This window comes from Tardiphaga sp. 619_E2_N8_4 (assembly GCF_051810905.1).
Lineage (GTDB): Bacteria > Pseudomonadota > Alphaproteobacteria > Rhizobiales > Xanthobacteraceae > Tardiphaga > Tardiphaga robiniae.
In genome coordinates this window covers 3,869,900-3,895,021 of sequence record NZ_JBPWQJ010000001.1, presented here as the reverse complement: position 1 = coordinate 3,895,021, position 25,122 = coordinate 3,869,900, and the positions used below count along the sequence as shown (strand labels likewise).

Here is a 25,122-nt window from a genome sequence, read left to right as displayed (position 1 = left end):
GCCGACAAATCACAGCGGACATTGCGTCAGTTGCGTGACGCTTCGATGACATTGAGGAACCTGCCTGCTGCGCCGTCAAGGCACGGTTTGACGCGCCGCGCTTGACGTCCAAGGCTAAGTCAGGCGTCGCGCAGCAGTTCCGCGGCCAATGCACGGGTGACCGGCCGCCCAAGCCGAAGCGCCTCGCTATCCAGCAATTCCACCGTATGGCGGGCGGCGGCGAATGACCGCTCGATGCGGCTGGCCACATAGCTGACCACGCTCTCGTCGATGCTGAGCTGGCGGTCGGCGCAAAACTTCACGATCAGCGCCCGAAACAACCCGTCATCCGGCGGCAGCAGATTGAGTACCGGGATCGCACGGAGCCGCGACCGCAGATCGCGCAACTCGACCTCCATGGCGGCCGGGGCGACCCGCGCCGTAATCAGCACATAGGCGTTGTCCTGACGTGCCAGATTAAGAAGGTGGAACAGCGCCCGCTCGTCGAAGGCACCGGCATTGAGATCCTCCACCACCAGTGCGTTGGTCACCAACTCAGCCGGAACCGTCGCAGCCGTCAGGCTGTGCGCCATGGTGGAGCGCGCCCCGGCCTCCTCGGCCCAGATCGCCGCCAGATGGCTCTTGCCGGACCCTTCCGGGCCGACAAGGAGCATTACCCGGTTCGGCCAGTCCGGCCAGCAGTCGATCAGTCCCAGCGCCTCGGCATTGGCCGGGCCCTCAAGGAAGTTATCGCGGGACAGACTCTCCGCATGGGGCAGCGCGAACGCCAGTTGACGGGGTTGGACGCGGGCGACCACGCAAATACTCCTGCCGGCTCCGCCGGCGAACGTCACGAATACCGGTTTACCGGGGCTCTTGACCGGGTTCGATGGTGCTCATGTGTCGCATCCACTCGACGAGATAGAAGGACACAGAGAGCAGCGTCAAGACGGTCACAAAGCCCATTAAAATCAAATCGTAAGGCGATGATTTGAAACCAAATCCGAGGGCAGCAAGAACCAAGGCTGCGAAGGCCACCTGCGCCACCGTATTGAGCTTCGATACCATCAGCGGCTTCATCGGGATCGGTTTGCCGAACAACCACGACACAATGACGGCGCCCACGATCATGATATCCCGCGACACCACGAGAATCACGATCCAACGCGGAACTGCCCCCCATATCCCCAGGGAGACATAGATCGAGACCAGCAGCGCCTTATCGGCCAAGGGGTCGAGCAGCGCACCGAGTTCGCTGGCCATGTTGAAACGCTTGGCGAGAAAGCCGTCCACGGCATCGCTGACCCCCGCAATCACGAAGATTGCAAAGGCGATTTCCATCTGGTTCGAGGCAATCGCCCAGACAATCACGGGCACCAGCAGGATGCGCCCGAGGGTGATTAAATTGGGGATACTCACGCGGCGCTTCCCGGCTCCGGCCTGTTTCGCAATCCGAGCTTGGGGGCTCCGACCGGCTTACCGCCTACATAGTAATCGGGATAGCGTTTACGAGCCATTGCGCAGGCGGGGATTCCGACGTAACCAGCCGAAAATACACAGTTTCGCAGCTCCGGCAGGATACCCGGCATGACCGACCAGAAAAAAGGCCTCACTTACGCGGACGCGGGCGTCGATATCGATGCCGGCAACCGTCTGGTGGACCTCATCAAGCCGATGGTTCGCGCAACCGCCCGTGCCGGCGCTGACGCCGAGATCGGCGGCTTCGGCGGACTGTTCGACCTCAAGGCCGCCGGCTTCAAGGATCCGGTTCTCGTCGCCGCCACCGACGGCGTTGGCACCAAGGTCAAGATCGCTATCGAAGCCAGCATCCATAACGGCATAGGCATCGATCTCGTCGCCATGTCAGTCAACGACCTCGTGGTCCAGGGCGCCGAGCCGCTGTTCTTTCTCGACTACTTCGCCTGCGGCAAGCTCGACCCAGAAGCCACCGCCTCAATCGTCGCTGGCATCGCAGAGGGCTGCCGTGAATCCGGCTGCGCGCTGATCGGAGGCGAAACCGCCGAAATGCCCGGCCTCTACAAGGACGGCGACTACGACCTCGCCGGATTCTCGGTCGGTGCTGCGGAGCGCGGCACGCTGCTGCCGACCAAGGATATCGACGTGGGCGACGCCGTCATCGGCATGGCCTCGTCTGGCGTCCATTCCAACGGCTTCTCGCTGGTCCGCAAGATTGTCGAGCGCACGGGCCTCTCTTACGCCGACAAAGCGCCGTTCTCGCCGGTGATGACGCTTGGCGGTGCGCTGCTGACCCCGACCCGGCTCTATGTGAAATCCTGCTTGCGCGCGATCCGCGAGACCGGCGCCGTGAAGGGCCTCGCGCATATCACTGGCGGCGGCTTCACCGACAACATCCCGCGCGTGCTGCCAAAGAACCTCGGCGTTCGCATCGACCTGCCCTCCCTCACCGTCTTGCCGGTGTTCAAGTGGCTGGCAAAGGAAGGCGATATCGCCGAACTCGAGCTGCTGCGCACCTTCAACTGCGGCGTCGGCATGATCGCCATCGTCAAGCGCGAAGCCGTGCAACAGGTGATGGACATCCTGCGCGAGGGCGGCGAGACCGTGTCGCTGCTCGGCGACGTCATCGAAGCTAAGGGCGACGAGCGCGTCGTCTATGACGGACATCTCGAACTCAACCTGTGAGGCCGTGATGCGTCGCGTCGCCATCCTGATTTCCGGCCGCGGGTCGAACATGACCGCATTGATCGAGGCCGCCGCAGCAGATGGCTTCCCGGCCGAGATTGCGCTGGTGATTTCCAACAGGGTTGACGCTCCCGGCCTCGCCACTGCGCAGGCCAATGGCGTCAAGACGCTGGTGATCGAGAGCAAGCCATTCGGCAAGGATCGCGCCGGCTTCGAGAAGCTGCTGCAGGCGACCCTCGACGAGCACAAGATCGAGCTGATCTGCCTCGGCGGCTTCATGCGCCTGTTCACGGCGGAATTCGTGCGACACTGGTACGGCCGGATGCTGAACATCCACCCGTCGCTGCTGCCGTCCTTCCCCGGCCTCGATCCGCACGGTCAGGCATTGCGCGCCGGCGTCAAGATTTCCGGTGCCACGGTGCATTTTGTCATTCCGGAGACCGATGCCGGCCCGATCGTGATGCAGGGAGCCGTGGCGGTAGCCGATGACGACACCCCCGACACCCTCGCCGCGCGCGTGCTCGACATCGAGCACAAGATCTATCCGCAGGCATTACGGCTGTTGGCCACCAACAGCGTCGGCATCACCGGCGACACCTGCACCACCAGTACCGGCGCCAGCGCCAGCCGCGACGACACGCTGATCTCGCCGACAGTGATCTAGGGCGAGGCGCCCGCGGATTCGCGCGATCGTAACTTTTCCGCAACGAGGACAACGCATTTTATTGTTCGGGACGCGCCCCGGACTGTCGTGTGTCCGTCGTCAATGGGGATTGTTCAGTTCGCGAGCACCGGTCGCAGGACCATCAAAGACAATGCGAACGACGCAACACGTACTGCGTCGTTCATACCGGTTCGTTTAGCTGCGAACAAATGCCAGCAGATCCGGGTTGATCACATCCGCATGGGTGGTCAGCATGCCGTGCGGGAAGCCCGGATAGGTCTTCAGCGTGCCGTTCTTGAGCAGCTTCACCGTCAGTGGTGCAGCGTCGGCATAAGGCACGATCTGGTCATCATCGCCGTGCAAAACGAGCACCGGCACATCGATCGCCTTCAGGTCTTCGGTGAAGTCGGTTTCCGAAAATGCCTTGATGCAATCATAGTGCGCCTTGGCGCCGCCGATCATGCCCTGCCGCCACCAGTTGTCGATCACGCCCTGATAGACTTTCGCGCCCGGCCGGTTGAAGCCGTAGAATGGCCCGGCCGGGACATCGACGTAGAACTGCGCGCGGTTGGCAACAAGCGCAGCACGGAAGCCGTCGAACACTTCGAGCGGCAGGCCGCCGGGATTGTTCTCGGTCTTGAGCATGATCGGCGGCACGGCGCTGACCAGCACCGCCTTGGCGACGCGTCCCTTCTTGGCACGCGCGACGTAACGCGCAACTTCGCCGCCGCCGGTGGAGTGACCGATATGCACGGCGTCCTTGAGGTCGAGTGCATCGGTGAGTTCGGCGACATCAGCGGCATAGGTGTCCATCTCGTTGCCGGTCGCGGTCTGGCTGGAGCGGCCATGGCCACGGCGGTCGTGCGCGATGACGCGATAGCCCTGATTGAGGAAGAACATCATCTGGTTGTCCCAGTCGTCCGCACTCAGGGGCCAGCCGTGATGAAACACAATCGGCTGCCCGGTGCCCCAATCCTTGTAGAAAATCTCGGTGCCGTCTTTGGTGGTGATGGTTCCCATGATCCAGACTCCTTTGAGTGGGTTGCGGGCAAGCGCGACTTCGAATTCGCAGCGGCTTATGCGGACAACCTGGCCGCTTTCCGCCTCTGCGCCGATGACAGGCCAGTGAATAGACTAACGGGCCGCAAGTCTCTTGTACGTTTCGAATACAAAAACAAGATGTCGCCGAACCGCCAACGGGCGACGACCAGCTGCATGCTATTCAGGCGGCAATGCCGAAGTTTCGGCATTGCGCTCTTCGTCAATTAATATACCAATAGTACAGTTATTAAATTTTGTCGAGCGGATCGCTTGTCGCACCCTCGGCAAGCGTCAACGGACCTTCCGGAGCTGCAACATGAATACGCCGAACGACTACCAGATCTTCGAGGCGGGTGACGTGCTGCTGCAATCCGGCCAGCGGCACCCGCGCCTGCAGCTTGCCTACAAGACCTATGGCGCACTCAATGCTGCCAAAGATAACGTCATCCTCTATCCGACGTCGTTCGGCGCACAACACTACGACACTGAGTGGCTGATCGCGCCGGGCGCCGCACTCGATCCGGACCGCTACTTCATCGTCATCCCCAATCTGTTCGGAAACGGGCTGTCGTCATCGCCATCGAATTCGCTGGAAGCTCTGGCTGGCGCCCCCTATCCGAACATCAGCTATCATGACGCTATTTCGATCCAGCATCGCCTGCTGACCGAGCAATTCGGCATCGCCCGTCTGGCACTGGTCTATGGCTGGTCGATGGGCGGCATGCAGGCCTATCACTGGGCCGCCCGCTATCCGGACATGGTGGCACGCGCGGCAGTGGTTTGCGGCAGCGCCCGTTGTTCGCCGTTCAACGCCGTATTCCTCGAAAGTGTGCGGGCCGCTTTGACCACCGATCCTGCCTTTGTCGATGGCCGTTTCGTCTCGAAGCCGTCTGCCGGTCTTCGCGCCATGGGACGCGTCTATGCCGGCTGGGCGATGTCGCACGGCTTCTACCGCGATGAGCTCTGGCGTAAGGCCGGTTTCACCTCGCTGGAAGACTATCTGACACGATCATGGGATGTCGCCTTTGCGCATCGTGATGCCAACAATCTGCTCGCTCAACTCTGGACCTGGCAAAATGGCGATATCAGTCGCTGCGATGCATTCCGTGGCGACTTCCGGAAAGCCATGGCTGCTATCAAGGCGCGCGTTCTGCTGATGCCCGGACAAACTGACAACTATTTTCAGGTTGGCGACAACGAAGACGAACTCCCCCTGCTAACCAACGCACGCAAGGCCGAACTGTGTCCGATCCCCTCGCTGCACGGACACCGCGCCGGCAATCCCGTCAAGATTCCAACCGACGCAGCCTTCATCAACACGAAGGTCTCCACGCTGCTCGCCGCCGACGCCTGAACCGAGAACGGAACGAACCGATGACGATGGATGCAGTTGGCCATGGCAAGATCGAAACCCGCGCCCTAACGCCCGCACAGCTGAAGGACCTGTCGGTTCGCGCCAATCTTCCGGGGCTCATTCGCTCGATCAGCCATTATGCCTTGATCGCTTTGGTTGGAACGCTGATCTGGCAGGTCGCCACCCGCTACGGCGTGGTGTGGGCGATCCCGCTGATCATCATCCAGGGTTATCTCATCGCCTTCCTGTTCATGGCGGTGCACGAGGCTGCGCACAAGACCGTGTTCACCAACCGGCGGCTCAACGAGATCCTCGGCCATGTCTCATCGCTGATGATCGTTCTGCCCTATGAGCACTATGCGCTGTTTCACTGGGATCATCACCGCTTCACACAGGATCCCGACCGCGACCCGGAGCTCGTCACCGCGACCATCCCCTCGTCCGACACCAGACTCGCCATCGCCTATACCGGCATCGTGCAACTGACCAATCGGATCCGTCTGCTGGTCCGCCGTGCTCTGACCGGACAAGCCGTGGCGCCGTGGATCCCGGAATCCAAGCAGGGCATGGTGGTGCGCGAAGCCCGCATCTATGCCCTCGTCTATCTGGCGCTGCTGATCGCTTCTATCGCGCTCTCCAGCACGATGCTGCTGTGGTGCTGGCTCGTCCCGCTCTATGTCGGCCAGCTATTCCTGCGGCCCTATCTCTATGCCGAACACACCGGCTGCGAGCGTACCCGCAGCGCCTATGAGAACACCCGCACGACCTATACCGATAGGCTGACGAAGTGGTTCACCTGGAACATGCCATTCCATGTCGAACATCACGCCTATCCGTCGGTCCCCTTCCACGCATTGCCCAAGCTCAATGCCATCATCGACGAGCGCATCGCGCATCGCGGTTGGGGTTACCGGGCCGTCACGCGCGAAACCTGGCGCTGGTTTCGCCGCGCGCGGCAAGGCGGCATCTGACTATTGCGCCGACAATACGGATTTGACGAGCTTGCGCGCATAATCGGCCGTCAGCGGCCGAAATCCAAAGACATACTCATAAAATAACGTGCCATAGATCCGATCATAGAGATCGCCGGCTGGCTCCAAAGCAACGATGCTGCCGTCCTTCTGGCCGTCCTTGATAATCGCCAGCGATATGTCCCGGCGAATACCAAGATAACGTTCGGAGAAGATTTTCGCTGAACCGGTGCGCGCGATGCATTCGGCAATGACAGCGAGCTGTACCTTGCCGAAATCGCTGTTCAGCGCCATGGCATAGGCGGCGGCATGTTTCGTGATGCGGGTAAACGGATCACCGCTCTCGGAAAGCGGCAGCATGGTGGACGCCTGCCGCAGGAATGCGTCGATCAGCACTGCTTCGCGCGACGGCCACCATTTATAGATCGTCATCTTGGAGACGCCGGAATCCCGCGCAATCGCATCGATGGTCGTCGCAGCAAGCCCCTCAGCCGCCATCATGCGATAGGCGCTGTCCAGGATCGCATCCTCGGTCTCGACCGATCGAGGACGACCTCGCCGCACCGGGGTCACGTCGGTCATCATCGCAATATTTCTCTGTCGGCTGCCATGCGTTCACTATAGCGCGGCCCCCTTAGATCAAACAGGGAAATTGGCGTGGCGATCAGACGCGGCGACGGAATGTTGGTCTCGCGCGCCGAGCAACTCATAGATCTGCACTTCCGCGGCAAAGCCTTTCGGCTTGATCCGGGCGACGCTGCGGAAAAGGAACAGGGAGTCCACCCGCTCCTTGACGGCTTCGCTGACCAGGACGCTGGTTCCGTAGTCCTTGTTCAGCGTCTCGAGCCGTGACGCGAGATTTACGGTCGCGCCGAGCGCCGTGTAGTTCATGCGGTCGGGTGACCCGATATTGCCGATCATGACATCGCCCACATGCAGGCCAAACCGGGTCTTGTAGACGGGCCAGCCCTCACGCTCGAATTCCTCATTGAGCTTCCGATTGGCTTCGACGCAATCGAGCACAGCGGCGCAAGCCTGCGCGACATGGTCGGTGTGCTCGATGGGTGCGTTCCACAGCCCCATAACCGCATCGCCGATATATTTATCGACCGTGCCCTGATGCGTAGCAATGACGTCCGAAATCGCAGCGAAATAGCGCGACGTGTAGAGCATCACCCGGGTCGGATCTTCGTTCTCCGTCATTCCCGTAAAATTCTCGACATCCGTGAATAGGATGGTCGCTTCGCGGCGCTCGCCGCCCAATTGCATGGCCGTGCCGGTTTCGACCAGTTGCTGAACCAGACGCTTGGGGACGAAATTCGAGAATGTCTGCACCAGTGTGCGCATGGTGAAGACCGATCGACCGAGATCATCGATTTCGCGGATCGGCGAACGCAGTTGCGGCATCGACGAGAACCGGAAGTTCTGGATGCGGTCGACCTCGCGCGCCAAAATCCGCAGGGAGAGCGACAGCTTGTTGCCGATCCAGAATGCAATCGGTATGGCCGCGAGCACGAAACAAAATGCGAGAATGAAGAGCGTGCGCTTTTCTTGCTCGATCTCGGCATAGAACTCATCGAGCGGCGCGAAGAAGCCAACACGAAGATTGGCCGATCCAGCCATCTCTACGGGCCTGAATGCGGCCGCATAGGCACGCCCTGTGCTGTCATCAAAGAACTGTTGCTCAACTCCGGTCTGGCGCCACGCCTTGATGGCCGCAGTCGCGCCGATCGTATCGACATCGCTCAGTCGCGGCAGCTCCGACAGTTTGTTTGGCACGCTCGTGGCTTCAAGCCACCGGGACATCTCGGGATGCGCCAGCACCCGGTCGGCATCATCAAACAGGTAGGCCACGCCCGAATGCCCGAGCTGCTGCTTGCGCAGCATGGCCTCGGCTTCACTGAGCAGGATATCGCCGGCCACAACACCCCGCTGCCCCTCCACAATGGGCATTCGCAGCGTGTAGCCGATGTCACCGGTCTGATAGAAGATATAGGGCTCGGTCAGCAGACTGGCATTGGGCTCGAAGGCGCCACGATACCACGGCCGAACGCGAGGATCGAAATCGACCGGTCCGGGCAGACTTGCCAAAGGCTGCAGCGCATCGTCGAGATAGGAGGTCGTGGTCTGAAGCGGTCCAAAATCGCCAGCCTTCACGATCGTGAACAGGCGAAATCTGGCCCCGTCCGGCGCCCCGAAGCGCGCTTTCACCCCAGCTCCCGTTCGGTCGATCAGGTCCATTTCCAGGAACGAGCCGTCCTCATATCCCATGTACAGGCTGAAGAGCTGCTTGTTGTTGCGTAGCATCGACGCCAGCAGGATGTTCAGCCGCGGGTTATTCTTGAGCTCCGCGGACTGGACCGATGTGATACCGCGCAGGATATCCAGATTGTCGTGAACGCTCTTGAGCTGCGCATCGATGCGATCGGTTGCCGATTGAGCGACCACGCTGAGATACGATGAAGCCGCCGTCCGGATGATCGTGTTGACCCGGCTGAAGCTGAGATAGACCAGCGCAAGACCGACCGTGAGGACGACGCCGACGAACAGCGCAATGATTGACGTCCTGAAGCCAATCCGAAAACGTGATCTCGCCGGCACCGTCATCGCAGGATGCTCCACACGCCAGCCAATCTGGCACCGCATATCGACAGGCCAGACCTGGCTGCGCCGGACGGGAAGTCTCGCGGTATCATGATTCCGTCACGCAAGCGCAATTGCCGAGTATCTTTACGGTAAAGAAACCCGATCTGTGCTTACGACATCGGACAATGAACTCACCTCGCCCAGCACGCTGGCCAGCGCCACGAGCTGCGACGATTGCAATGCCTCAATGGCAACTGCATAATTGAAACAATTGACTATTCTGGCTGTCACTTAAGGAAATGAAGAATGACGGGCGCCGATCTGGGTGTGATCATCCGGCAGACTGCTAAGCAGCAAAACAAGACACTGATGGCAGCTGTCAAGGCACAACGCGATCGCTATGCGGGCCTGGCCGCCAAGGCCAAGGACAAGACCGCCAAGGACCGTTTCAAGCAATTGGCGAAGGACGCGACGGAGCAAGGCATGGCCGCCGCCAAGCGCCTTCAGATGTCCGCGGATAATGCCGCCGACAGCTATGCGCGATCGATGCGTAAGGCCGTTGAAGCACTTCAGATCGCAGAAGCAGCGCAAGCGATGAAGGCTCAGAACGCCGAGAAGGACAAGGCCCCCAAGAAGGCAGTACCCGCCAAGAAAACGGCCAAAAAGGCGAAGAAGCCAAAGAAGCGATAGTGCGGGCATAACCTCGCCCGCTCGGCACGATCCGCACCGGAGCTACAAAAGGCCCGGCTTGCGCCGGAGTTACATCAGTCGGCCGGCCCACATGTCAGGGCCGGCAGGGCAAAACTCGGTTATGAGACCTTGAGGTTCTCGGCAGACGCCTTGCCGCGATTTTCCACCAGGTCGTATTCGATGGTCTGGTTTTCGTTGAGGGTACTAAGGCCCGCGCGCTCCACGGCGGAGATGTGCACGAAGACATCCTTGTCGCCGACAGTCGGCTTGATAAAGCCATAACCCTTGGTGGGGTTGAACCATTTGACGGTGCCCTTCTGCATCGTCTGTCTCCCGATCTAGATACAAAAAAGACGCGGCCACGCATCATGCGTACCACGCCACAAGCGGGCTTCCCGGTGTCTGCTGAATGTCCTGCTCGCAAAACGCACAGTCGAACGGCCTCAATCCGATTGCGCAAGAATTCCAACATGAAAATTTTGGCTACGCAAGTCTTTGGCTTTTTACGGCAGACGTTTTGATATCACCGGCCGCGTTCAAGCGTACCTATCGAAAGCCGCTGACCAGACCCATGAGCAGACGTGCCGGATTGAAGTATCGTCGGCCCGCTCTGCGTGAATGGCCATAACGTGATGAAAAGCGACACGAATCCGCTGTGGCAATCGCACAACAATACGCGTCAATCGCCACCAGAGGCGCTCAATGCGCAGCGGCAATGCTCATTGGATCGCGTATGCTCTGCCGCAGTCGAACGGCACTGCAGCGACAATTTCGAAACGAGTGACAATGCGCGATCCATCGCGATACGCCCAAACGGACAGGAGCCCAGCTGCCAGTCGGCAACGCCGGACCATTGTACTCGGCCTTGCCGTCGCGCTTGTCGTTGCGCCTTCGCTTGCATCCGCCCAGGTCGCGCCGCCGCCTACCACGCCGCCCCCAACCACACCGCCGCTGCCAGCCGCACCGGTGCCATCATCGACCGACTTCAATGCCGGGCAATCCGCAGGTATTGCCATTGGCGATCTCGGTAGCCAGTTCCTGCGGCGCCTCGGCGATCAGGCGAGCTACGGCTTCAACCGCGCGTCGCGCGCCAATCCCGGCGGCGGCGGTGCGTCGGAGACCACCGAGACGCCGCGCTTCCGAAGCTGGGCCGAGTTCTATGGTGTCGGCGCCCATACCGGCACGATCGGGGATTTCGTCGGCGACAAGCGCCGGACCATCGGCGGCGTCGCCGGGATCGGCGCGCGGCTGATGCCGGGTGTCAATGTCGGGCTGTCGGTGGACCAGAGCCACACCACGATCGACGTTCCGCTGGCGCTGCAATCAGCGACGCTCGACCTCACGCAAATCGGCCTCAATGCGTCGGTTGACCAAGGTGCATGGACCTGGGCAATCGCATTGGTGCACGGCTTCGGCGACATCAACTCGCGCCGCGACACGGGCCTGGGGCTCGCGAGCGCCGGCTACAATGCGCGGATCGACGGCGCGCTCACTGAGCTGAGCTATTACTGGAGTTACGAACAGGCACGGATCGTGCCCAAGGCTGCCTTCGAATACACCCGCGCGACAACCGGCGCGATGCAGGAGCTTGGCGGCCTCAATCCTGTCAACGCGAGCGGTGCCTCAGCCGAGCGTGCGCGTATCCTGATTGGCGCAGAAGTCGGCCGTTACTGGATATTTGATCAGAAGATTCTGGATCTGTCGGGCTATGCCAAATTCGTCGACAACGTGCATCAGCGCTTTAGCAACGTCACGGTTAGCCTGGGTTCCGAGAGCATCACCGTTCAGGGGATCGGCGAAAGCCAGTACGGCGCGGACGCCGGCGCATCGGCGTCGCTGAGCCTCAGCAACACCGCGCGTCTCTATCTCAATTATGACGGCAAGTTCCGCGCCTATTCGCAGTCCCACCAAGGAACGCTGGGCGTCGAATTCAAGTTCTAGAAACCGTCAGATTCCAGAAACAAAAAAAGCGGGCGAAAGGCAAATGCCCCTCGCCCGCTTTGCGTTTTTATTGAGTTAGGCCGCCTGCTCGGCGTGCCCTGCCATGCTGCGACGACGCCACAACGTTCCGACAGCGAGCACCACAGCGACACCAATCAGACCGCAGACGATCTCGCCACCATGTCCCCCATTGGTGAAACGAACGCCAAGGCCCAGCGATGACATCAGGCTGTCGAGGCCAGTGCCGACCGAACCGCTGAAGAAGCTGTGCATCAGCGGCAGGACCGCAGGATCCGTCGCGATCACTTCGCCGGCGACCCAGCCCAGCAGGGCCGCACCGAGCCAGACCAGAACGGGCAGACGGGTCAGCAGCGCCATGATCAGCGCCGCGCCGGCGACGATCAGCGGGACGCTGATGGCAAGGCCGAGGATCAGCAGCGGCACGCTGCCATTGGCAGCGGCAGCAACTGCAATGACGTTGTCGAGGCTCATGACAATGTCGGCTACGACCACGATCTGCACAGCGGCCCACAGATGCGAGGCGGCCTTCACGCCGTCCTCTTCTTCCGGTTCGGGTACCAGCAGTTTGGCTGCGATGACGATAAGTGCGAGGCCGCCCACCAGCTTGAGATAGGGCAGCGCCATCAGCGAGGCGACGATGCCGGTGAAGATGATACGAAGGATCACGGCGGCAGCGGCGCCGAGGATCATGCCCCACATGCGCTGCTTCGGTTCCAGACCACGGCAGGCCAGTGCGATCACGAGCGCGTTGTCGCCGGACAGCAGAACGTTGATCCAGATGATCTTGCCGACGGCTACCCAAAATGCGGGCTGCTGCATTTCGACCTGAAACTGAACGAAAACCGACTTGATCGTCGCCGGATCGAGAATATGCAGCAACCAGTCCACAGCGCGCCCCTTTGTTTGTTCGTTTTGATTGGAAAGGCCGGCGCGCCCCCGCGCGCCGACCGGTCGTCAATTCGGCTGGAAGTTTAGCCGACGATCTCGTTGCCCGAGAAGAACTGTGCGATCTCGATCGCTGCAGTTTCCGGAGCGTCCGAACCGTGCACGGAGTTCTCGCCGATCGACTTGGCGTGAAGCTTGCGGATGGTGCCATCAGCAGCCTTCGACGGATCGGTTGCGCCCATCACATCGCGATGCTTGAGGACGGCGTTCTCGCCTTCCAGCACCTGCACGACAACCGGACCCGAGGTCATGAAGTCCACCAGTTCGCCGAAGAAGGGGCGTTCCTTGTGAACGGCGTAGAAAGTGCCGGCCTGTTCGCGGGTCATGCGGATGCGCTTTTGCGCGACGATCCGCAGGCCGGCCTTTTCGATCAGCGCGTTGATCGCACCGGTCAGATTGCGCTCGGTCGCGTCGGGCTTCAGAATCGAAAAGGTACGCTCGATAGCCATGATTTATCCTTGAATAACAGTCGCTGGAAGATGGCGGCTTATATCGACGCCATCCGGGAACGGCAAGCGATCCGTCCAAATGTCGCAGGCCCCATTTTGGCAGATCAGGCGCTCGAAATTACCGAGATGTCATCCACATGAACCATTCCTGACAGGATTGGCGCGATCCGGTTCAGCTTCCTCCTCCTAGACTGCCTGCAATGACCCCGGCCAACGGCATTTGCCCCCGGTGCCATGTTCACGGCAGGCGCAACATGCGCCGTACCAGAGGAGATGAGAATGTTCCGCAAGATCGCACTGACTTTGGTTGCAGCGGCCTCATTGGGCGCCGCGGCGCTGGCTCCGACCTCGGCTTCCGCCTGGGGCGGCCACGGCGGATGGCACGGCGGTGGCTGGCATGGCGGCGGCTGGCATCGCGGCTGGGGCGGACAACGCTTCGTCGGCGGGCCGGTTTACGGCTATGGCGGCGGCGGATGTCTCGTCCGCCGGGTCGTTCCGACCCCGTGGGGACCGCGTTGGCGACTGGTCAATCGCTGCTACTGACGCTCCACGAGCAGAGAAATACCGCCCGGCCGTTCCCTCGGCCGGGCTTTTTCTTGGCAGATCCATCGACGATTCATCGAATTTTGACTCAAACAGCCTCAAATCCATAAATCTTGAAACAATTTCGGCCCGGACGACTTGCCTTAGTGTCATTCAACTGCCACGAGCGCCGGGAAGACAATGCAGAACCAGTTCATCAATGATGGCGAAGAACACATCGACCGCACCACCAGCGTGGCGATCTGCAATGCCATCGGCGAGCGGTTGCGCCGTGATATCGGGTCGGATGATGACACTCTGCCCTCCCATCTCCAGACGTTGATCGACCGGATGCGGCAGCAGGACGAAAAGCGGTAGCCGCTGACGGCATAATTGACCTTCCGCGCACCAGTAGCGAGCAAATCGGGGTTGCCTTTGTGCGTCGCAGCGGTGACAACCCCGCATGCTTTCCATCACAGACATTTCGATCCGGATCGCCGGACGCCTGCTCATTGACGAGAGCACGGTACAGATTGCGCCGGGAGCCCGCGTGGGTTTCGTGGGCCGCAACGGCGTCGGCAAATCAACCCTTTTTCATGCCATTCGCGGCGATCTGGCCACCGAAACTGGAAGTATTTCGATTCCGCCCCGTTGGCGTATCGGCAGCCTCGCCCAGGAGGCGCCGGACGGCCCCGAAAGCCTGATCTCTGTCGTCTTGAAAGCCGATCTCGAGCGCGACGCACTGTTGAAGGAAGCTGAGACCGCCTCCGATCCGGAGCGCATTTCCGACATCCAGACCCGCCTTGTCGATATCGATGCGCATTCCGCGCCCGCTCGCGCCGCAGCGATTCTGAGCGGCCTTGGCTTTTCGGCTGAAGCCCAGTTGCGCTCCTGTTCCGAATTCTCCGGCGGCTGGCGCATGCGCGTGGCGCTTGCAGCGACGTTGTTCTCGGCGCCGGACCTGTTGTTGCTGGACGAACCGACCAACTATCTCGATCTCGAAGGCACGCTGTGGCTCGAGGATCATCTCGCCAACTATCCGCGCACGGTCATCGTCATCAGCCATGACCGCGACCTGCTCGATACGTCGGTGAACGAGATCCTGCATCTCGACCGTGGCAAGCTCGTGCATTATCGCGGGACTTACTCAAATTACGAAGAGTTCCGCGCCAACAAAGAGGCGCTCGACGCCAAGAACGTCAAGCGTCAGGAAGCCGAGCGCAAGCGGCTGCAGGACTTCGTCGATCGCTTCAAGGCCAAGGCCTCCAAGGCACGTCAGGCACAATCGCGCGTCAAGATGCTTGAGCGCATGAAGCCAATCTCGGCGCTAGTAACGCAAGACGTGCGCGAGATCGTCTTCCCTGCGCCCGAAAAGATCCTGTCGCCGCCGATTCTCGCGGTGGACAATGTGTCGGTCGGCTATGAGCCCGGCAAGCCGGTGCTCAATCAGGTGACACTTCGCATCGATACCGAGGATCGCATTGCCCTGCTCGGCTCCAACGGCAACGGCAAGTCAACGCTGGTCAAGCTGCTGGCAAACAAGCTGAAGCCATTTTCAGGATCGATTACGCGCGCCGACAAACTGTCGATTGCTTACTTCGCCCAGCATCAGCTCGACGAGCTGGTGATGGACAACTCCGTCTATGATCACGTGCGCAAGCTGATGCCCGACATGCCGGAATCGAAAATCCGCGCGCGCGCCGGCAATATCGGCTTTTCCGGCAAGGCTGCGGATACGATCGTAAAAAGCCTGTCCGGCGGCGAAAAGGCGCGGCTACTGCTGGGGCTCGCGACTTTCTACGGTCCGAACATGATCATCCTGGACGAACCGACCAACCATCTCGATATCGACAGCCGCGCAGCGCTGGCCGAGGCGATCAACGAATTCCCTGGCGCGGTGATCATGGTCTCGCATGATCGCTATCTGATCGAGGCCTGCGCAGACCAGCTCTGGGTCGTGGCCGACCGCACCGTCACCAATTTCGACGGCGATCTCGACGACTATCGCAAAGTCGTCATGCAAGCCCGCGGTATGCGCGCGCCGACACGCGACCGCGCAAACACGGACCGCGAAAAGCTGGCGAAGCCTAAAGAAAAGAAGGTCCCGCTCAAGCAGCAGGTCGCCGAAGCAGAATCCGAGATGGAGCGGATCACCGCCATCATCGCCAAGATCGATACTGCGCTCGCATTGCCTGACCTGTTCAAGAAAGATCCGAAGCAGGCCACTCAACTCACCAAGGCGCGGGCGGCTGCAGCGGATGCATTGCAGCGCGCCGAGGAGAAGTGGCTCACGGCAAGCTCGCAACATGAAGAAGCGAACGGCTGATCACGCAGCCGTCGCTTACTTCGACATCATCACGAAAAGATCAGGTCGCGGCGCGCTTCTTCGCCTTCGGACGCGCGGTCTTCGGCTGTTCAACTTCCGGACCGCGTTCGACCACGGTCAGACGACCGGCGGTAAACGTATAGATGCCAGCGCGCGGACCGCGCAGATAGGTCAGCACGGCAACGCGATCACCGCGCGGGCTGGTCGAGAGACTGACATTGTCGGGTGCGCCTGCACCGCGCGCCACGTCGCATTCGGTATGGCCGAGCGCCACGACGCCAGTTTGAACCGGCGCACCTGCGGTACCATCGGCAAGCGCGTTGGCATCACGCGGCGCCATGCCCGGGCACGCACCGTCAGCGCTGATGAGATCCTGCGGACTGACGGCCTGCTCAGGCGACAGCGGCGGCGTCTCAATCGAAACATTCTTGATGAACACGCGACCTGGCTTGGAGAACCAGTCGGCATCCTTGGACAGCAGGTCCGTGGAGAATGCGTCACCGCCCACACCGGCGCAGCCAGCAAGCAATGGCGCAGCAAGCAGCAGCACGAGCAGACCGTTTCGATGAAGCTTTTCTTGTCGCACGATTACGCAACCCCAAGACAGGCGATAAGCGCCTGTAACATCATTCATTTGCGGCACCACCATGACACAGCAGTAGATACCGGTGAGGAAATCTACAATTATCATTAATTGCGGCAGATCGCCAATCGCCAGCTAATTCTTACGCTGCCACCGGCCACGTTCATCGGTCTGCCAGTAAGTGGCGGTAAAGCCCCTCGCCTTACAATCAGTCCAGGCTGCTCGCGCTGCAGCGAGCGCATCGGCATCGTCGCCGTTGAATACCAGCACCATGCGCTCATAGCCGTCGGCATCCGCCGGCACTCCTGCGCTGTCCACAAGGAACCGGACCTGGGCACGATTGGGATTACCCTCTTCGATCGCGAGAATGATCGGCTGATCCGCAGCGTCTGCCACACGCCAGGTCGCGTGCGGCAGAAATGAATCATCACGATAGGTCCACAAATGCGCATCGAGCGCATCGGCGCGTTCTTCTGATGTGGATTGCACCACGACACGCCAGCCGCGCTCAAGCGACTTCTCGAGCAGCGGCGGCAGCACGCTCTCCAGCGTCATGTTCTGCAGGTGATAGAACAGGACATCGGTCATCGTGTCAGACTACTTCTTCGCCTCGTAATAGTCGGCCACAAGCCGATCCAGCAGCCGCACGCCGTAACCCGAGCCCCAACTCTGATTGATCTCGGTCTTCGGCGCGCCCATGGCTGTGCCGGCAATATCGAGATGCGCCCACGGCGTATCGTCGACGAAACGCTGCAGGAACTGCGCCGCAGTGATCGAGCCGCCATTGCGCGTGCCGGTGTTCTTCATGTCGGCGAACTGCGAGTCGATCTGCTTGTCGTATTCTGGACCGAGCGGCATCCGCCAGACACGTTCGCCGGTGGCCTTTCCGACGGTGGACAGGCGCTCTGCGAGTTCATCATTGTTGGAGAACATGCCGGCATATTCGGTACCGAGTGCGACCATGATCGCACCGGTCAGCGTCGCCAGATCGACCATGAATTTCGGCTTGAACTTCTTCGCCACATACCAGAGCACATCGGCCAGTACGAGGCGACCTTCAGCGTCGGTGTTGATGATTTCGATGGTCTGACCGGACATCGACGTCACGATGTCGCCCGGACGCTGCGCGTTGCCATCCGGCATGTTTTCGACAATGCCGATGGCGCCAACCACATTGGCCTTGGCCTTGCGGCCCGCAAGTGCATGCATCAGGCCAACGACGCAGGCTGCGCCGCCCATATCGCCCTTCATGTCTTCCATGCTGCCGGCCGGCTTGATGGAGATGCCACCGGTATCAAAGGTGACGCCCTTGCCGACGAAGGCGACGGGCTGCTCGCCCTTCTTGCCACCGTTCCAGCGCATCACCACCATGCGGCCGGGACGCACAGATCCCTGGGACACACCGAGCAGCGCGCCCATGCCAAGCTTGGTCATCGCCTTGACGTCGAGCACTTCGACCGTGACGCCGAGTTTCTTTAACTCACCGGCGCGGCGCGCAAATTCGGCGGGAAACAGCACGTTCGGCGGCTCATTCACGAGCTCGCGGGCCAGCACGACGCCGTTGACGATATGATTGCCCGGCACAAAGGCCCTCTTGGCTGCGGCGACGTCACCGACGGCCAACGAAACCGCGACACTGCCGGGCGTCTCGTCAGCATCCTTCTTCTTGGTCTTGTAACGATCGAATTTGTAAGCGCGCAGCAATACGCCGGAGGCGACCGATGCCGCCTGCTCCGGCGTCATTGCACCCGAAGCCAGCTCCGCGATGACGGTCACCGCCTCATTGCTGCCGCCGACCTTGCCGGCGAGCACGCCGCCAAATTTCAGCAGATCGGTCTCCTTCAGATCGGCCGGCTTGCCGGTGCCGATCACGATGAGACGCGACGCCTTGATGCCGTCCGGGGCCAGGATGTCGAGCGTCGATGCACTCTTGCCCTTGAACTTGCTGGTTGTAGCCGCGCGCTTCACCGTTGCTGCGGCGTCCCCGAGAGCCTTGGTCGCGGCAGGACCGAATTTCAGCGTTTCGTCGCAGAACACCACAAGAGCACCGCGCGCAGCAGTGGCAAACGGGACGAAGCCGACCTTGACGGCGTCGGACATGGCAAATTCCTCCAGAAGATCAGGGCTGTCGCAGGGGTCGGCGCGGAATCCGGTCAGTGCGGCGGGGTTGAAGTGTTTTGTTGTCGCCGCAGCGTGAACCGTCAAGACAGGTTCTGACCGAAACCGCCAAGGATCGATAGTTTCTTATGTTTCCCCGAGGGAAACCAAACCGCCCGTAACCCACGATTCGGGCAATACCTGTGTCCGAATGTGTCGACTCTGGCCTTAGGTGACGGCCTTGCCAACGAATAGGCCCCACCGACGGATCCGACTCCTCGTCGCCACGCGGGTTGCGAAGCATTTCAGTGGCCCGAGGGCCACATCGGGCACATAATTAACCATATCTTGAGCGAGCCATCCCCCGGCCATTTTGTTGACTAATCAAAGGGATGCTAAGTGAGATGATGGCTTGTAGGGATCGCGGCATGTCCTTTGGGGGTCCCCTTGCGGGATTGGGCATGCGGGCGGCTTTAACGGCCGGAATGGGGATTGATCGGACCGATGGGGTCTATCGACAAGTATATTTTCCGCACGACGCTGGCGTCGTTTGCGGTGGTTCTGGTCAGCCTGACGGGCGTGATCTGGATCACGCAAGCGTTGCGCGGAATCGACCTGATGACGAGCCAGGGTCAGACCATTCTGACCTTCCTCGGCGTCACCAGCCTGGCGATTCCCGTTCTCGTTCTGATTATTGCTCCAATCGCCCTGATGATCGCGGTGTCCCACACCCTGACCAAGCTCGCGACCGACTCCGAAATCATCGTGATGAATGCCGCCGGCCTGTCGCCGCGACGGCTGTTTCGTCCCTTCCTGTTCGCGACAATGGTCGTATCGTTGCTCGTGGCTTTCATTGGCTCATATCTGGCACCGGATGGTATGCGCCGGCTGAAGCGCTGGGACGCCGAGATCACCGCCGACGTTCTGGCGAATATCCTGCAGCCTGGCCGCTTCGCTCAGCTCGATCAGAACCTGACTATCCGCGTCCGGGAGCGTCAGCCCGGCGGATTACTGGTTGGGATTTTTGTTGATGATCGTCGCGATCCCAAAGAGCGCGTCACCATCATTGCCGACCACGGCACGGTGCTGAAGAACAAGGATGGTTCGTTCCTGATTCTGGAAGATGGCAATCTGCAGCGTTTCGAGACGGGCAAGACCGACCCCGCCATGGTGGCGTTCGGCCGCTACGCTTTCGATATGTCGAAGTTCTCCAATCGGAGCCAGGACGTCACCTACGGAATTCGTGAACGATATCTCTGGGAATTGATGGTGCCGCCAGTGGATGACCCGCTTTACAAGCAGGTGCCGCGGCAGTTCAGCGCCGAGATGCACGACCGCTTGATGGCGCCGATCTATCCGCTTGCCTTTGCCGCCTTGACCTTTGCATTCTTGGGCTCGCCACGGACGACGCGGCAGAGCCGCAACTTCTCGATGGGCAGCGCAATTGCCGCGGTGTTCGGCCTACGCATGGCGGGCTTTGCCTGTTCCGTCGTGGCAGCGAAATCGGACTTCGCCGCACCGCTTCAATATGCCTTGCTGGCGACAGCGATCGGCGTCAGCTTCTGGATCATCTCTGCCGGCATTGTGGTGGAACCGCCGGCGAAGCTGGTCGAAGCAATCAATAGATCCAACGAGCGGTTGTTGCGCCTCTTCCGACGGCCGGCCGCCGCATGAGCATGATCACCAACACCATCGGCAGGTATTTCGCCGGTCGCTTCCTGGTGGCGGCCTTGGGCGTGTTCACCAGTATCTTCATGCTGCTGGTGCTGGTCGACTACATCGAGATGGTCAGGCGCACCTCCGGGCTGGCCTCGGCCTCCGCTCTGATGGTCGCGCAGACGTCGCTGTACCGGGTGCCCCAGTTGCTCGAGAAGATGATGCCGTTTTGCATCCTGATCGGCGCCATGACTTGTTATCTCGCCCTGTCGCGGCGGCTCGAACTGGTGGTCGCCCGCGCCGCCGGCGTCTCGGCCTGGCAGTTTATTTCCCCTGCACTGGCCAGCGCTCTCATCCTGGGCGTGCTGGCGACCGTGGGCTACAATCCCCTGTCGGCCAACCTGCGCGAGGAATCGAAGCGAATGGAGGCCCAGATGTTCGGCGATGCGCCCGGCGGCGGCGTCCAGGACGCCTCCGGCTTCTGGATCAACCAGGTCAACCGCGAGGGCCAATCGATCATCAATGCCGCCCGCAGCGAGCAGCAGGGCGTCCGCCTGACCGGCCTGACCGTGTTCCGGTTCGACACCGAATCCCAGTTCAAGGAACGGATCGAAGCTCGCGAGGCATCGCTGGAGCCCGGCCGCTGGTTGTTCAAAGGGGTGCGACGCTACACCCTCGATTCGCCCGTGGTTGAGCAGGACAGCATGTACCTGGCCACGACCCTGACCCCGCTGCAGGTCAGAAACAGTTTTTCGACCCCCGAAACAGTGTCATTTTGGCAACTTCCTTCGTATATCAAATCCTCAGAGAGTTCGGGTTTCGCGACGGCGGGGTATCGCTTGCAGTATCATAAGCTTATCGCACAGCCGTTTTTGCTGGTTGCGATGGTGATGCTGGCTGCTTCCGTGAGCCTGAGGTTCTTTCGGATGGGCGGTGTCCAGAAGATGGTTTTGAGTGGCGTGGGCGCAGGCTTTCTGCTCTACGTCCTGTCGAAAGTTACGGAAGATTTGAGCAAGGCTGAGTTGATGCATCCGATTGCTGCGGCGTGGCTGCCTGTGTGTGTGGGCGGCCTCACCGGCTTTTTGGCCTTGTTGTACCAGGAGGACGGATAGTGGCTGTGTTTGCCGCCCTCCGTGAGCAGGCATTTGATTGGAAGCTGCGCATGACCGTGCGCGGTGACCGTTTCTGCACGTCTGGCGTACTGGCCCCGGTGCTCGCAACCGTTTTGGGTCTGGCGGCTGCATTTGACGTCGCGGCGACGACCCCGGCGGCTGCCCAGAGTTTCACTTACAATCGCCCCGCCACCCGGCCGAAGCCGCCGCCTGCCGCCCAGACCGGGCAGATGCTGGTCCAGGCGACCGAGGTCAATTACGACTATAACAACTCGCGCGTCGCCGCAGTCGGCAGCGTGCAGATGTATTACAACGGTACGTCCGTCGAAGCCGACAAGGTCATCTACGACCAGAAGACCAAGCGCCTGCACGCCGAAGGCAATGTCCGCATGACGGACGCCGACGGCAAGATCACCTATGCTAACCTGCTCGATCTCAGCGACGACTACCGCGACGGTTTCGTGGATTCGCTGCGCGTCGATACGGCCGATGCGACGCGCATGGCCGCGACACGCGCCGAGCGCACCGCCGGCAACTACACCGTGTTCCAGAACGGTGTCTACACGGCCTGCGCCGCCTGTAAGGAAGATCCGAAGAAGCCGCCGCTGTGGCAGGTCAAGGGTGCCCGTGTCATCCACGACCAGACCGAAAAGATGATGTATTTCGAGGACGCCCGGATCGAGTTCTTCGGCGTGCCCCTCGCCTATATCCCGTATTTTTCGACGCCCGATCCGACGGTGAAGCGCAAGACCGGCTTCCTGATGCCGGGCTTCACGCAGAACACCAATACAGGCTTCGGCGTTGAAACCCCGTTCTATTGGGCAATCGCGCCTGATTACGATGCAACCATCTCGCCACGCTACACCAGCAAGCAGGGCCTGTTGATGCAAGGAGAGTTCCGGCAGCGCCTGATGGATGGCGCCTACCAGATCCGTGCCTATGGCATCAATCAGCAGGATCGCAGCGCCTTCGCCAATACGGTCGGCGACAAAGACTGGCGCGGCGGAGTCGAGTCCAAAGGCCAGTTCGCGCTGAACGACAAATGGGTCTGGGGCTGGGACGCGGTCGCACTCAGCGATTACAACTTCCTGCAGGACTACCGGCTGTCGATGTACCGGGATCCCTATGCCTCGTTTTTGAATCTGCAGACGGAAGCCGTTTCGCAACTCTATCTGACGGGCGTCGGCAAGCGTAGCTTCTTCGATGCACGCACGATCTACTACCTGAGCTTCTCCGGTAATCAGAGCCAGGTCCCGGTCATTCACCCGGTGATCGATTACAACAATGTGCTCAACCAGAACATTCTGGGTGGCGAGTTCAGTTACAAGTTCAACATGACCAGCCTGAGCCGTGATCAGGCCTCATTCACGCCGATCACGTCTCTCGCCAATACTAACGGATTGTGCAATCTGACTTCCGCAGATCCGCTCGCGAGAACGCCAACCAATTGCCTGATGAACGGCATTCCTGGCACCTATACCCGCGTGACTGGTGAAGCTCAGTGGCGCCGCTCCTATACGGACTCGTTCGGCCAGATCTTCACGCCGTTCGCGATCCTGCGCGTCGATGCGATCGATGCCTCGATCTCGAACCAGCCCGGCGTGTCCAACTTCCTGCCGACCGGCGACACGACCGCGCTGCGGGTGATGCCGACCGTAGGCCTCGAATATCGCTATCCGTTCATCAACGTTCAGCCGTGGGGCACCACGACACTCGAACCCATCGCTCAGGTGATCATTCGTCCGAACGAAACCTACGCCGGTAAGTTGCCGAACGAAGACGCGCAGAGCATGAGCTTCGACGCGAGCAATCTGTTCAGCGTCAACAAGTTCTCCGGTTACGACCGTGTCGAAGGCGGCGGCCGCGCCAACGTAGGCGTGCAGGCCACCACGCAGTTCGATCGTGGCGGTTCCGTCAAAGTCTTGTTCGGTCAGTCCTATCAACTTTTCGGTCTGAACTCGTTCGCAGTCGCCGATACGACCAACACCGGCGTCAACTCAGGACTGGCCACCTCGCGGTCAGACTACGTCGCCAGCCTCGCCTATTCGCCGAACCGCACTTATACGGTCAGTACCCGTGCTCGCATCGACGAAGCAACCGGCAACATCTCGCGCTTTGAGGCGGAGGGTCGCGCGAGCTTCGACCGCTGGTCGGTCAGCCTGATGTATGGCAACTACGCACCGCAGGCGGAATTGGGCTACCTCACCCGCCGCGAAGGCCTCCTTGGCACCGGTTCGATCAAACTGGCATCGAACTGGGTGGTGACCGGTGGCGCGCGCTGGGATCTCGAGGCCAACAAGATCAACCAGTACACGGTCGGTGCCGGCTATGTGGACGATTGTTTCGTGCTCGGCGTCAATTATGTCACGTCCTACAACTACGTGAGTAATCTGAGCACGCCGCCCGTTCTGAGCCATACATTCATGTTCCAGCTTGGCTTGCGGACAATTGGCAATACCACGTCTGCGAGCGGAACCGGCGGCACTTACTAGTATCGGTCGTTTGTGCCGTGAAATCTCCGTTTTCCGTCGCGATGTATGCGAATTCTGCTTTCAAGAGAGCTTTGACACCGCGGTTTTGACAATGAAGGGTACGATGATTTCCGGACGCGTTCTGCAAGCCACTTTGGCGACGGCAGTTACCCTTCTCATTTGTGCGGGATCACCGGCTCGGGCCCAGTCCGTCGCCGTCATGGTCAATGGCGAGCCCATCACCAATTTCGATATCGAACAGCGCACCAAGTTGAATGCGCTGTCGGGCGCGAAGACAAACAGCCGCCAGGACGTGATCGAGGAGTTGATCAGCGAAAAGGTGAAGATCAAGGAAGGCAAGAAATACAGCGTCGATCCCGGTGCTTCGGAAGTCGATGGTGCATTTCAGAACATGAGCTCGCGCATGCGCCTCACGCCGGATCAGCTGGTGCAGTCGCTGGCGTCCAAAGGCATCCGCCCGGACACCCTGAAAAGCCGTTTGAAGGCCGACATGGTCTGGAACGCGATTGTCCGCGGGCGCTTCAAGCAGAGCCTGCAGGTCGGTGAAAAAGAAGTCGATGCAGCAGTCCAGAGCGCCGGTGGCGATGCCATGACCGAAGCGTTCGAATATCAGATGCGACCGGTTGTGCTGGTCGTGCCCCGCGGTGCGGCGTCCGGCATGATGGAAGCGCGGCATAAGGAAGCCGAAGGGCTGCGCGAGCGTATCCAGAGCTGCGAAGACGCCAACCGTACCTTCAAGTCGATGCAGAATGCGACTATCCGCGATACGGTCGTCAAGACCTCTGCCGATCTGCCGCCGTCGCTGCGAGAATTGCTCGACAAGACCCCGATCGGACGTCTAACGCCTCCGGAAGTGACCCGCCAGGGTGTCGAAATGGTCGCTCTATGCGCGCGCAAGCCGACCAAGGTCGATACGCCGAAGAAGCGGGAAGTCCGCGACAAGATGTTTGCCGACAAATTCGAAGCGAAGTCGAAATCCTACCTGCAGGAAGTGCGCAAAGCGGCGATGATCGAATATCGGTAATTTCCGAT

General features: G+C 60.6%; 24 protein-coding genes. 13 read left to right on the top strand and 11 right to left on the bottom strand.

Annotated features, from left to right (window positions below; genetic code table 11):
* Window positions 1–119: 119 nt before the first annotated feature.
* Both AB8A23_RS18685 and AB8A23_RS18680 read right to left on the bottom strand, forming a co-directional pair.
* Window positions 120–797, bottom strand: a complete 678-nt coding sequence (locus AB8A23_RS18685) for a chromosomal replication initiator DnaA (protein ID WP_439058596.1) — start codon at window positions 795–797, stop codon at window positions 120–122.
* Between the two features lie 46 nt (window positions 798–843).
* Window positions 844–1,398, bottom strand: coding sequence for a CDP-alcohol phosphatidyltransferase family protein (locus tag AB8A23_RS18680; protein ID WP_068731090.1), 555 nt, complete (start codon window positions 1,396–1,398; stop codon window positions 844–846).
* Between the two features lie 168 nt (window positions 1,399–1,566).
* On the opposite strand from AB8A23_RS18680, the gene purM reads away from it, so the two are divergent.
* Together purM and purN are read left to right on the top strand one after the other, a co-directional pair.
* Window positions 1,567–2,640 carry a phosphoribosylformylglycinamidine cyclo-ligase gene (gene purM / locus AB8A23_RS18675; RefSeq protein ID WP_439058597.1) on the top strand — a complete coding sequence of 358 codons (1,074 nt, stop codon included), beginning with the start codon at window positions 1,567–1,569 and terminating at the stop codon, window positions 2,638–2,640.
* Window positions 2,641–2,647: 7 nt separating this feature from the next.
* Window positions 2,648–3,304: a phosphoribosylglycinamide formyltransferase gene (purN, locus tag AB8A23_RS18670; protein WP_439058598.1), complete on the top strand. Its 657-nt coding sequence runs from the start codon at window positions 2,648–2,650 to the stop codon at window positions 3,302–3,304.
* A 195-nt stretch (window positions 3,305–3,499) separates the two neighbouring features.
* Here the strand turns inward: purN and AB8A23_RS18665 are convergent, their stop codons facing one another.
* Window positions 3,500–4,324, bottom strand: a complete 825-nt coding sequence (locus AB8A23_RS18665) for an alpha/beta fold hydrolase (protein ID WP_439058599.1) — start codon at window positions 4,322–4,324, stop codon at window positions 3,500–3,502.
* A gap of 337 nt (window positions 4,325–4,661) precedes the next feature.
* Here AB8A23_RS18665 and AB8A23_RS18660 point away from each other — a divergent pair, with 337 nt between their 5' ends.
* Together AB8A23_RS18660 and AB8A23_RS18655 are read left to right on the top strand one after the other, a co-directional pair.
* Window positions 4,662–5,699 carry an alpha/beta fold hydrolase gene (locus AB8A23_RS18660; protein ID WP_439058600.1) on the top strand — a complete coding sequence of 346 codons (1,038 nt, stop codon included), beginning with the start codon at window positions 4,662–4,664 and terminating at the stop codon, window positions 5,697–5,699.
* 20 nt (window positions 5,700–5,719) lie between these two features.
* Window positions 5,720–6,670: a fatty acid desaturase gene (locus AB8A23_RS18655; protein ID WP_439058601.1), complete on the top strand. Its 951-nt coding sequence runs from the start codon at window positions 5,720–5,722 to the stop codon at window positions 6,668–6,670.
* Here AB8A23_RS18655 and AB8A23_RS18650 read toward each other — a convergent pair whose 3' ends face one another.
* Both AB8A23_RS18650 and AB8A23_RS18645 read right to left on the bottom strand, forming a co-directional pair.
* The gene (locus AB8A23_RS18650; RefSeq protein WP_120292371.1) at window positions 6,671–7,252 is read right to left on the bottom strand and encodes a TetR/AcrR family transcriptional regulator; all 582 of its coding nucleotides are present in this window, start codon (window positions 7,250–7,252) and stop codon (window positions 6,671–6,673) included.
* A 57-nt stretch (window positions 7,253–7,309) separates the two neighbouring features.
* A complete protein-coding gene (locus tag AB8A23_RS18645) occupies window positions 7,310–9,277 on the bottom strand; it encodes an adenylate/guanylate cyclase domain-containing protein (RefSeq protein WP_439058602.1) in 1,968 nt (655 codons plus the stop codon).
* 285 nt (window positions 9,278–9,562) lie between these two features.
* Between AB8A23_RS18645 and AB8A23_RS18640 the strand changes: the two genes are divergently transcribed.
* Window positions 9,563–9,946, top strand: a complete 384-nt coding sequence (locus AB8A23_RS18640) for a hypothetical protein (RefSeq protein WP_439058603.1) — start codon at window positions 9,563–9,565, stop codon at window positions 9,944–9,946.
* Between the two features lie 119 nt (window positions 9,947–10,065).
* Here AB8A23_RS18640 and AB8A23_RS18635 read toward each other — a convergent pair whose 3' ends face one another.
* The gene (locus AB8A23_RS18635) at window positions 10,066–10,269 is read right to left on the bottom strand and encodes a cold-shock protein (RefSeq protein ID WP_089263958.1); all 204 of its coding nucleotides are present in this window, start codon (window positions 10,267–10,269) and stop codon (window positions 10,066–10,068) included.
* Window positions 10,270–10,732: 463 nt separating this feature from the next.
* On the opposite strand from AB8A23_RS18635, the gene AB8A23_RS18630 reads away from it, so the two are divergent.
* Entirely contained in the window at window positions 10,733–11,887 is a 1,155-nt protein-coding gene (locus AB8A23_RS18630) for an autotransporter outer membrane beta-barrel domain-containing protein (protein WP_439058604.1), read from the top strand.
* A 75-nt stretch (window positions 11,888–11,962) separates the two neighbouring features.
* Here the strand turns inward: AB8A23_RS18630 and AB8A23_RS18625 are convergent, their stop codons facing one another.
* Both AB8A23_RS18625 and ndk read right to left on the bottom strand, forming a co-directional pair.
* On the bottom strand, window positions 11,963–12,796 hold the full coding sequence (locus tag AB8A23_RS18625; RefSeq protein ID WP_089263957.1) for a TerC family protein: 834 nt from the start codon (window positions 12,794–12,796) through the stop codon (window positions 11,963–11,965).
* Between the two features lie 83 nt (window positions 12,797–12,879).
* On the bottom strand, window positions 12,880–13,302 hold the full coding sequence (ndk, locus tag AB8A23_RS18620; protein WP_068731078.1) for a nucleoside-diphosphate kinase: 423 nt from the start codon (window positions 13,300–13,302) through the stop codon (window positions 12,880–12,882).
* 279 nt (window positions 13,303–13,581) lie between these two features.
* Between ndk and AB8A23_RS18615 the strand changes: the two genes are divergently transcribed.
* The 3 genes from AB8A23_RS18615 (at window position 13,582) to AB8A23_RS18605 (ending at window position 16,150) form a co-directional block, all read left to right on the top strand.
* The gene (locus AB8A23_RS18615; protein ID WP_439058605.1) at window positions 13,582–13,845 is read left to right on the top strand and encodes a sulfur globule protein precursor; all 264 of its coding nucleotides are present in this window, start codon (window positions 13,582–13,584) and stop codon (window positions 13,843–13,845) included.
* A gap of 180 nt (window positions 13,846–14,025) precedes the next feature.
* The gene (locus AB8A23_RS18610; RefSeq protein ID WP_175366131.1) at window positions 14,026–14,202 is read left to right on the top strand and encodes a hypothetical protein; all 177 of its coding nucleotides are present in this window, start codon (window positions 14,026–14,028) and stop codon (window positions 14,200–14,202) included.
* An 85-nt stretch (window positions 14,203–14,287) separates the two neighbouring features.
* Window positions 14,288–16,150, top strand: a complete 1,863-nt coding sequence (locus tag AB8A23_RS18605) for an ABC-F family ATP-binding cassette domain-containing protein (RefSeq protein WP_439058606.1) — start codon at window positions 14,288–14,290, stop codon at window positions 16,148–16,150.
* Window positions 16,151–16,190: 40 nt separating this feature from the next.
* Here AB8A23_RS18605 and AB8A23_RS18600 read toward each other — a convergent pair whose 3' ends face one another.
* The 3 genes from AB8A23_RS18600 to AB8A23_RS18590 form a co-directional block, all read right to left on the bottom strand.
* Entirely contained in the window at window positions 16,191–16,784 is a 594-nt protein-coding gene (locus AB8A23_RS18600; RefSeq protein WP_246297406.1) for a hypothetical protein, read from the bottom strand.
* An 84-nt stretch (window positions 16,785–16,868) separates the two neighbouring features.
* The gene (locus AB8A23_RS18595; RefSeq protein WP_439058607.1) at window positions 16,869–17,321 is read right to left on the bottom strand and encodes a DNA polymerase III subunit chi; all 453 of its coding nucleotides are present in this window, start codon (window positions 17,319–17,321) and stop codon (window positions 16,869–16,871) included.
* Window positions 17,322–17,330: 9 nt separating this feature from the next.
* Window positions 17,331–18,833 (bottom strand): leucyl aminopeptidase, encoded by a 1,503-nt coding sequence (locus tag AB8A23_RS18590; protein ID WP_439058608.1) that lies wholly within the window; start codon window positions 18,831–18,833, stop codon window positions 17,331–17,333.
* Between the two features lie 501 nt (window positions 18,834–19,334).
* On the opposite strand from AB8A23_RS18590, the gene lptF reads away from it, so the two are divergent.
* The 4 genes from lptF (at window position 19,335) to AB8A23_RS18570 (ending at window position 25,114) form a co-directional block, all read left to right on the top strand.
* The gene (lptF, locus tag AB8A23_RS18585; RefSeq protein WP_309945670.1) at window positions 19,335–20,504 is read left to right on the top strand and encodes an LPS export ABC transporter permease LptF; all 1,170 of its coding nucleotides are present in this window, start codon (window positions 19,335–19,337) and stop codon (window positions 20,502–20,504) included.
* Window positions 20,501–21,598: an LPS export ABC transporter permease LptG gene (gene lptG, locus AB8A23_RS18580; RefSeq protein WP_175366134.1), complete on the top strand. Its 1,098-nt coding sequence runs from the start codon at window positions 20,501–20,503 to the stop codon at window positions 21,596–21,598. The genes lptF and lptG overlap by 4 nt, the downstream gene beginning before the upstream one ends.
* Window positions 21,599–21,648: 50 nt before the next feature.
* Complete coding sequence (locus tag AB8A23_RS18575) at window positions 21,649–24,090, top strand: LPS-assembly protein LptD (protein WP_439058609.1); 2,442 nt, start codon at window positions 21,649–21,651, stop codon at window positions 24,088–24,090.
* A gap of 91 nt (window positions 24,091–24,181) precedes the next feature.
* Window positions 24,182–25,114 (top strand): SurA N-terminal domain-containing protein, encoded by a 933-nt coding sequence (locus AB8A23_RS18570; protein WP_439058610.1) that lies wholly within the window; start codon window positions 24,182–24,184, stop codon window positions 25,112–25,114.
* The last annotated feature ends 8 nt before the right edge of the window (window positions 25,115–25,122 follow it).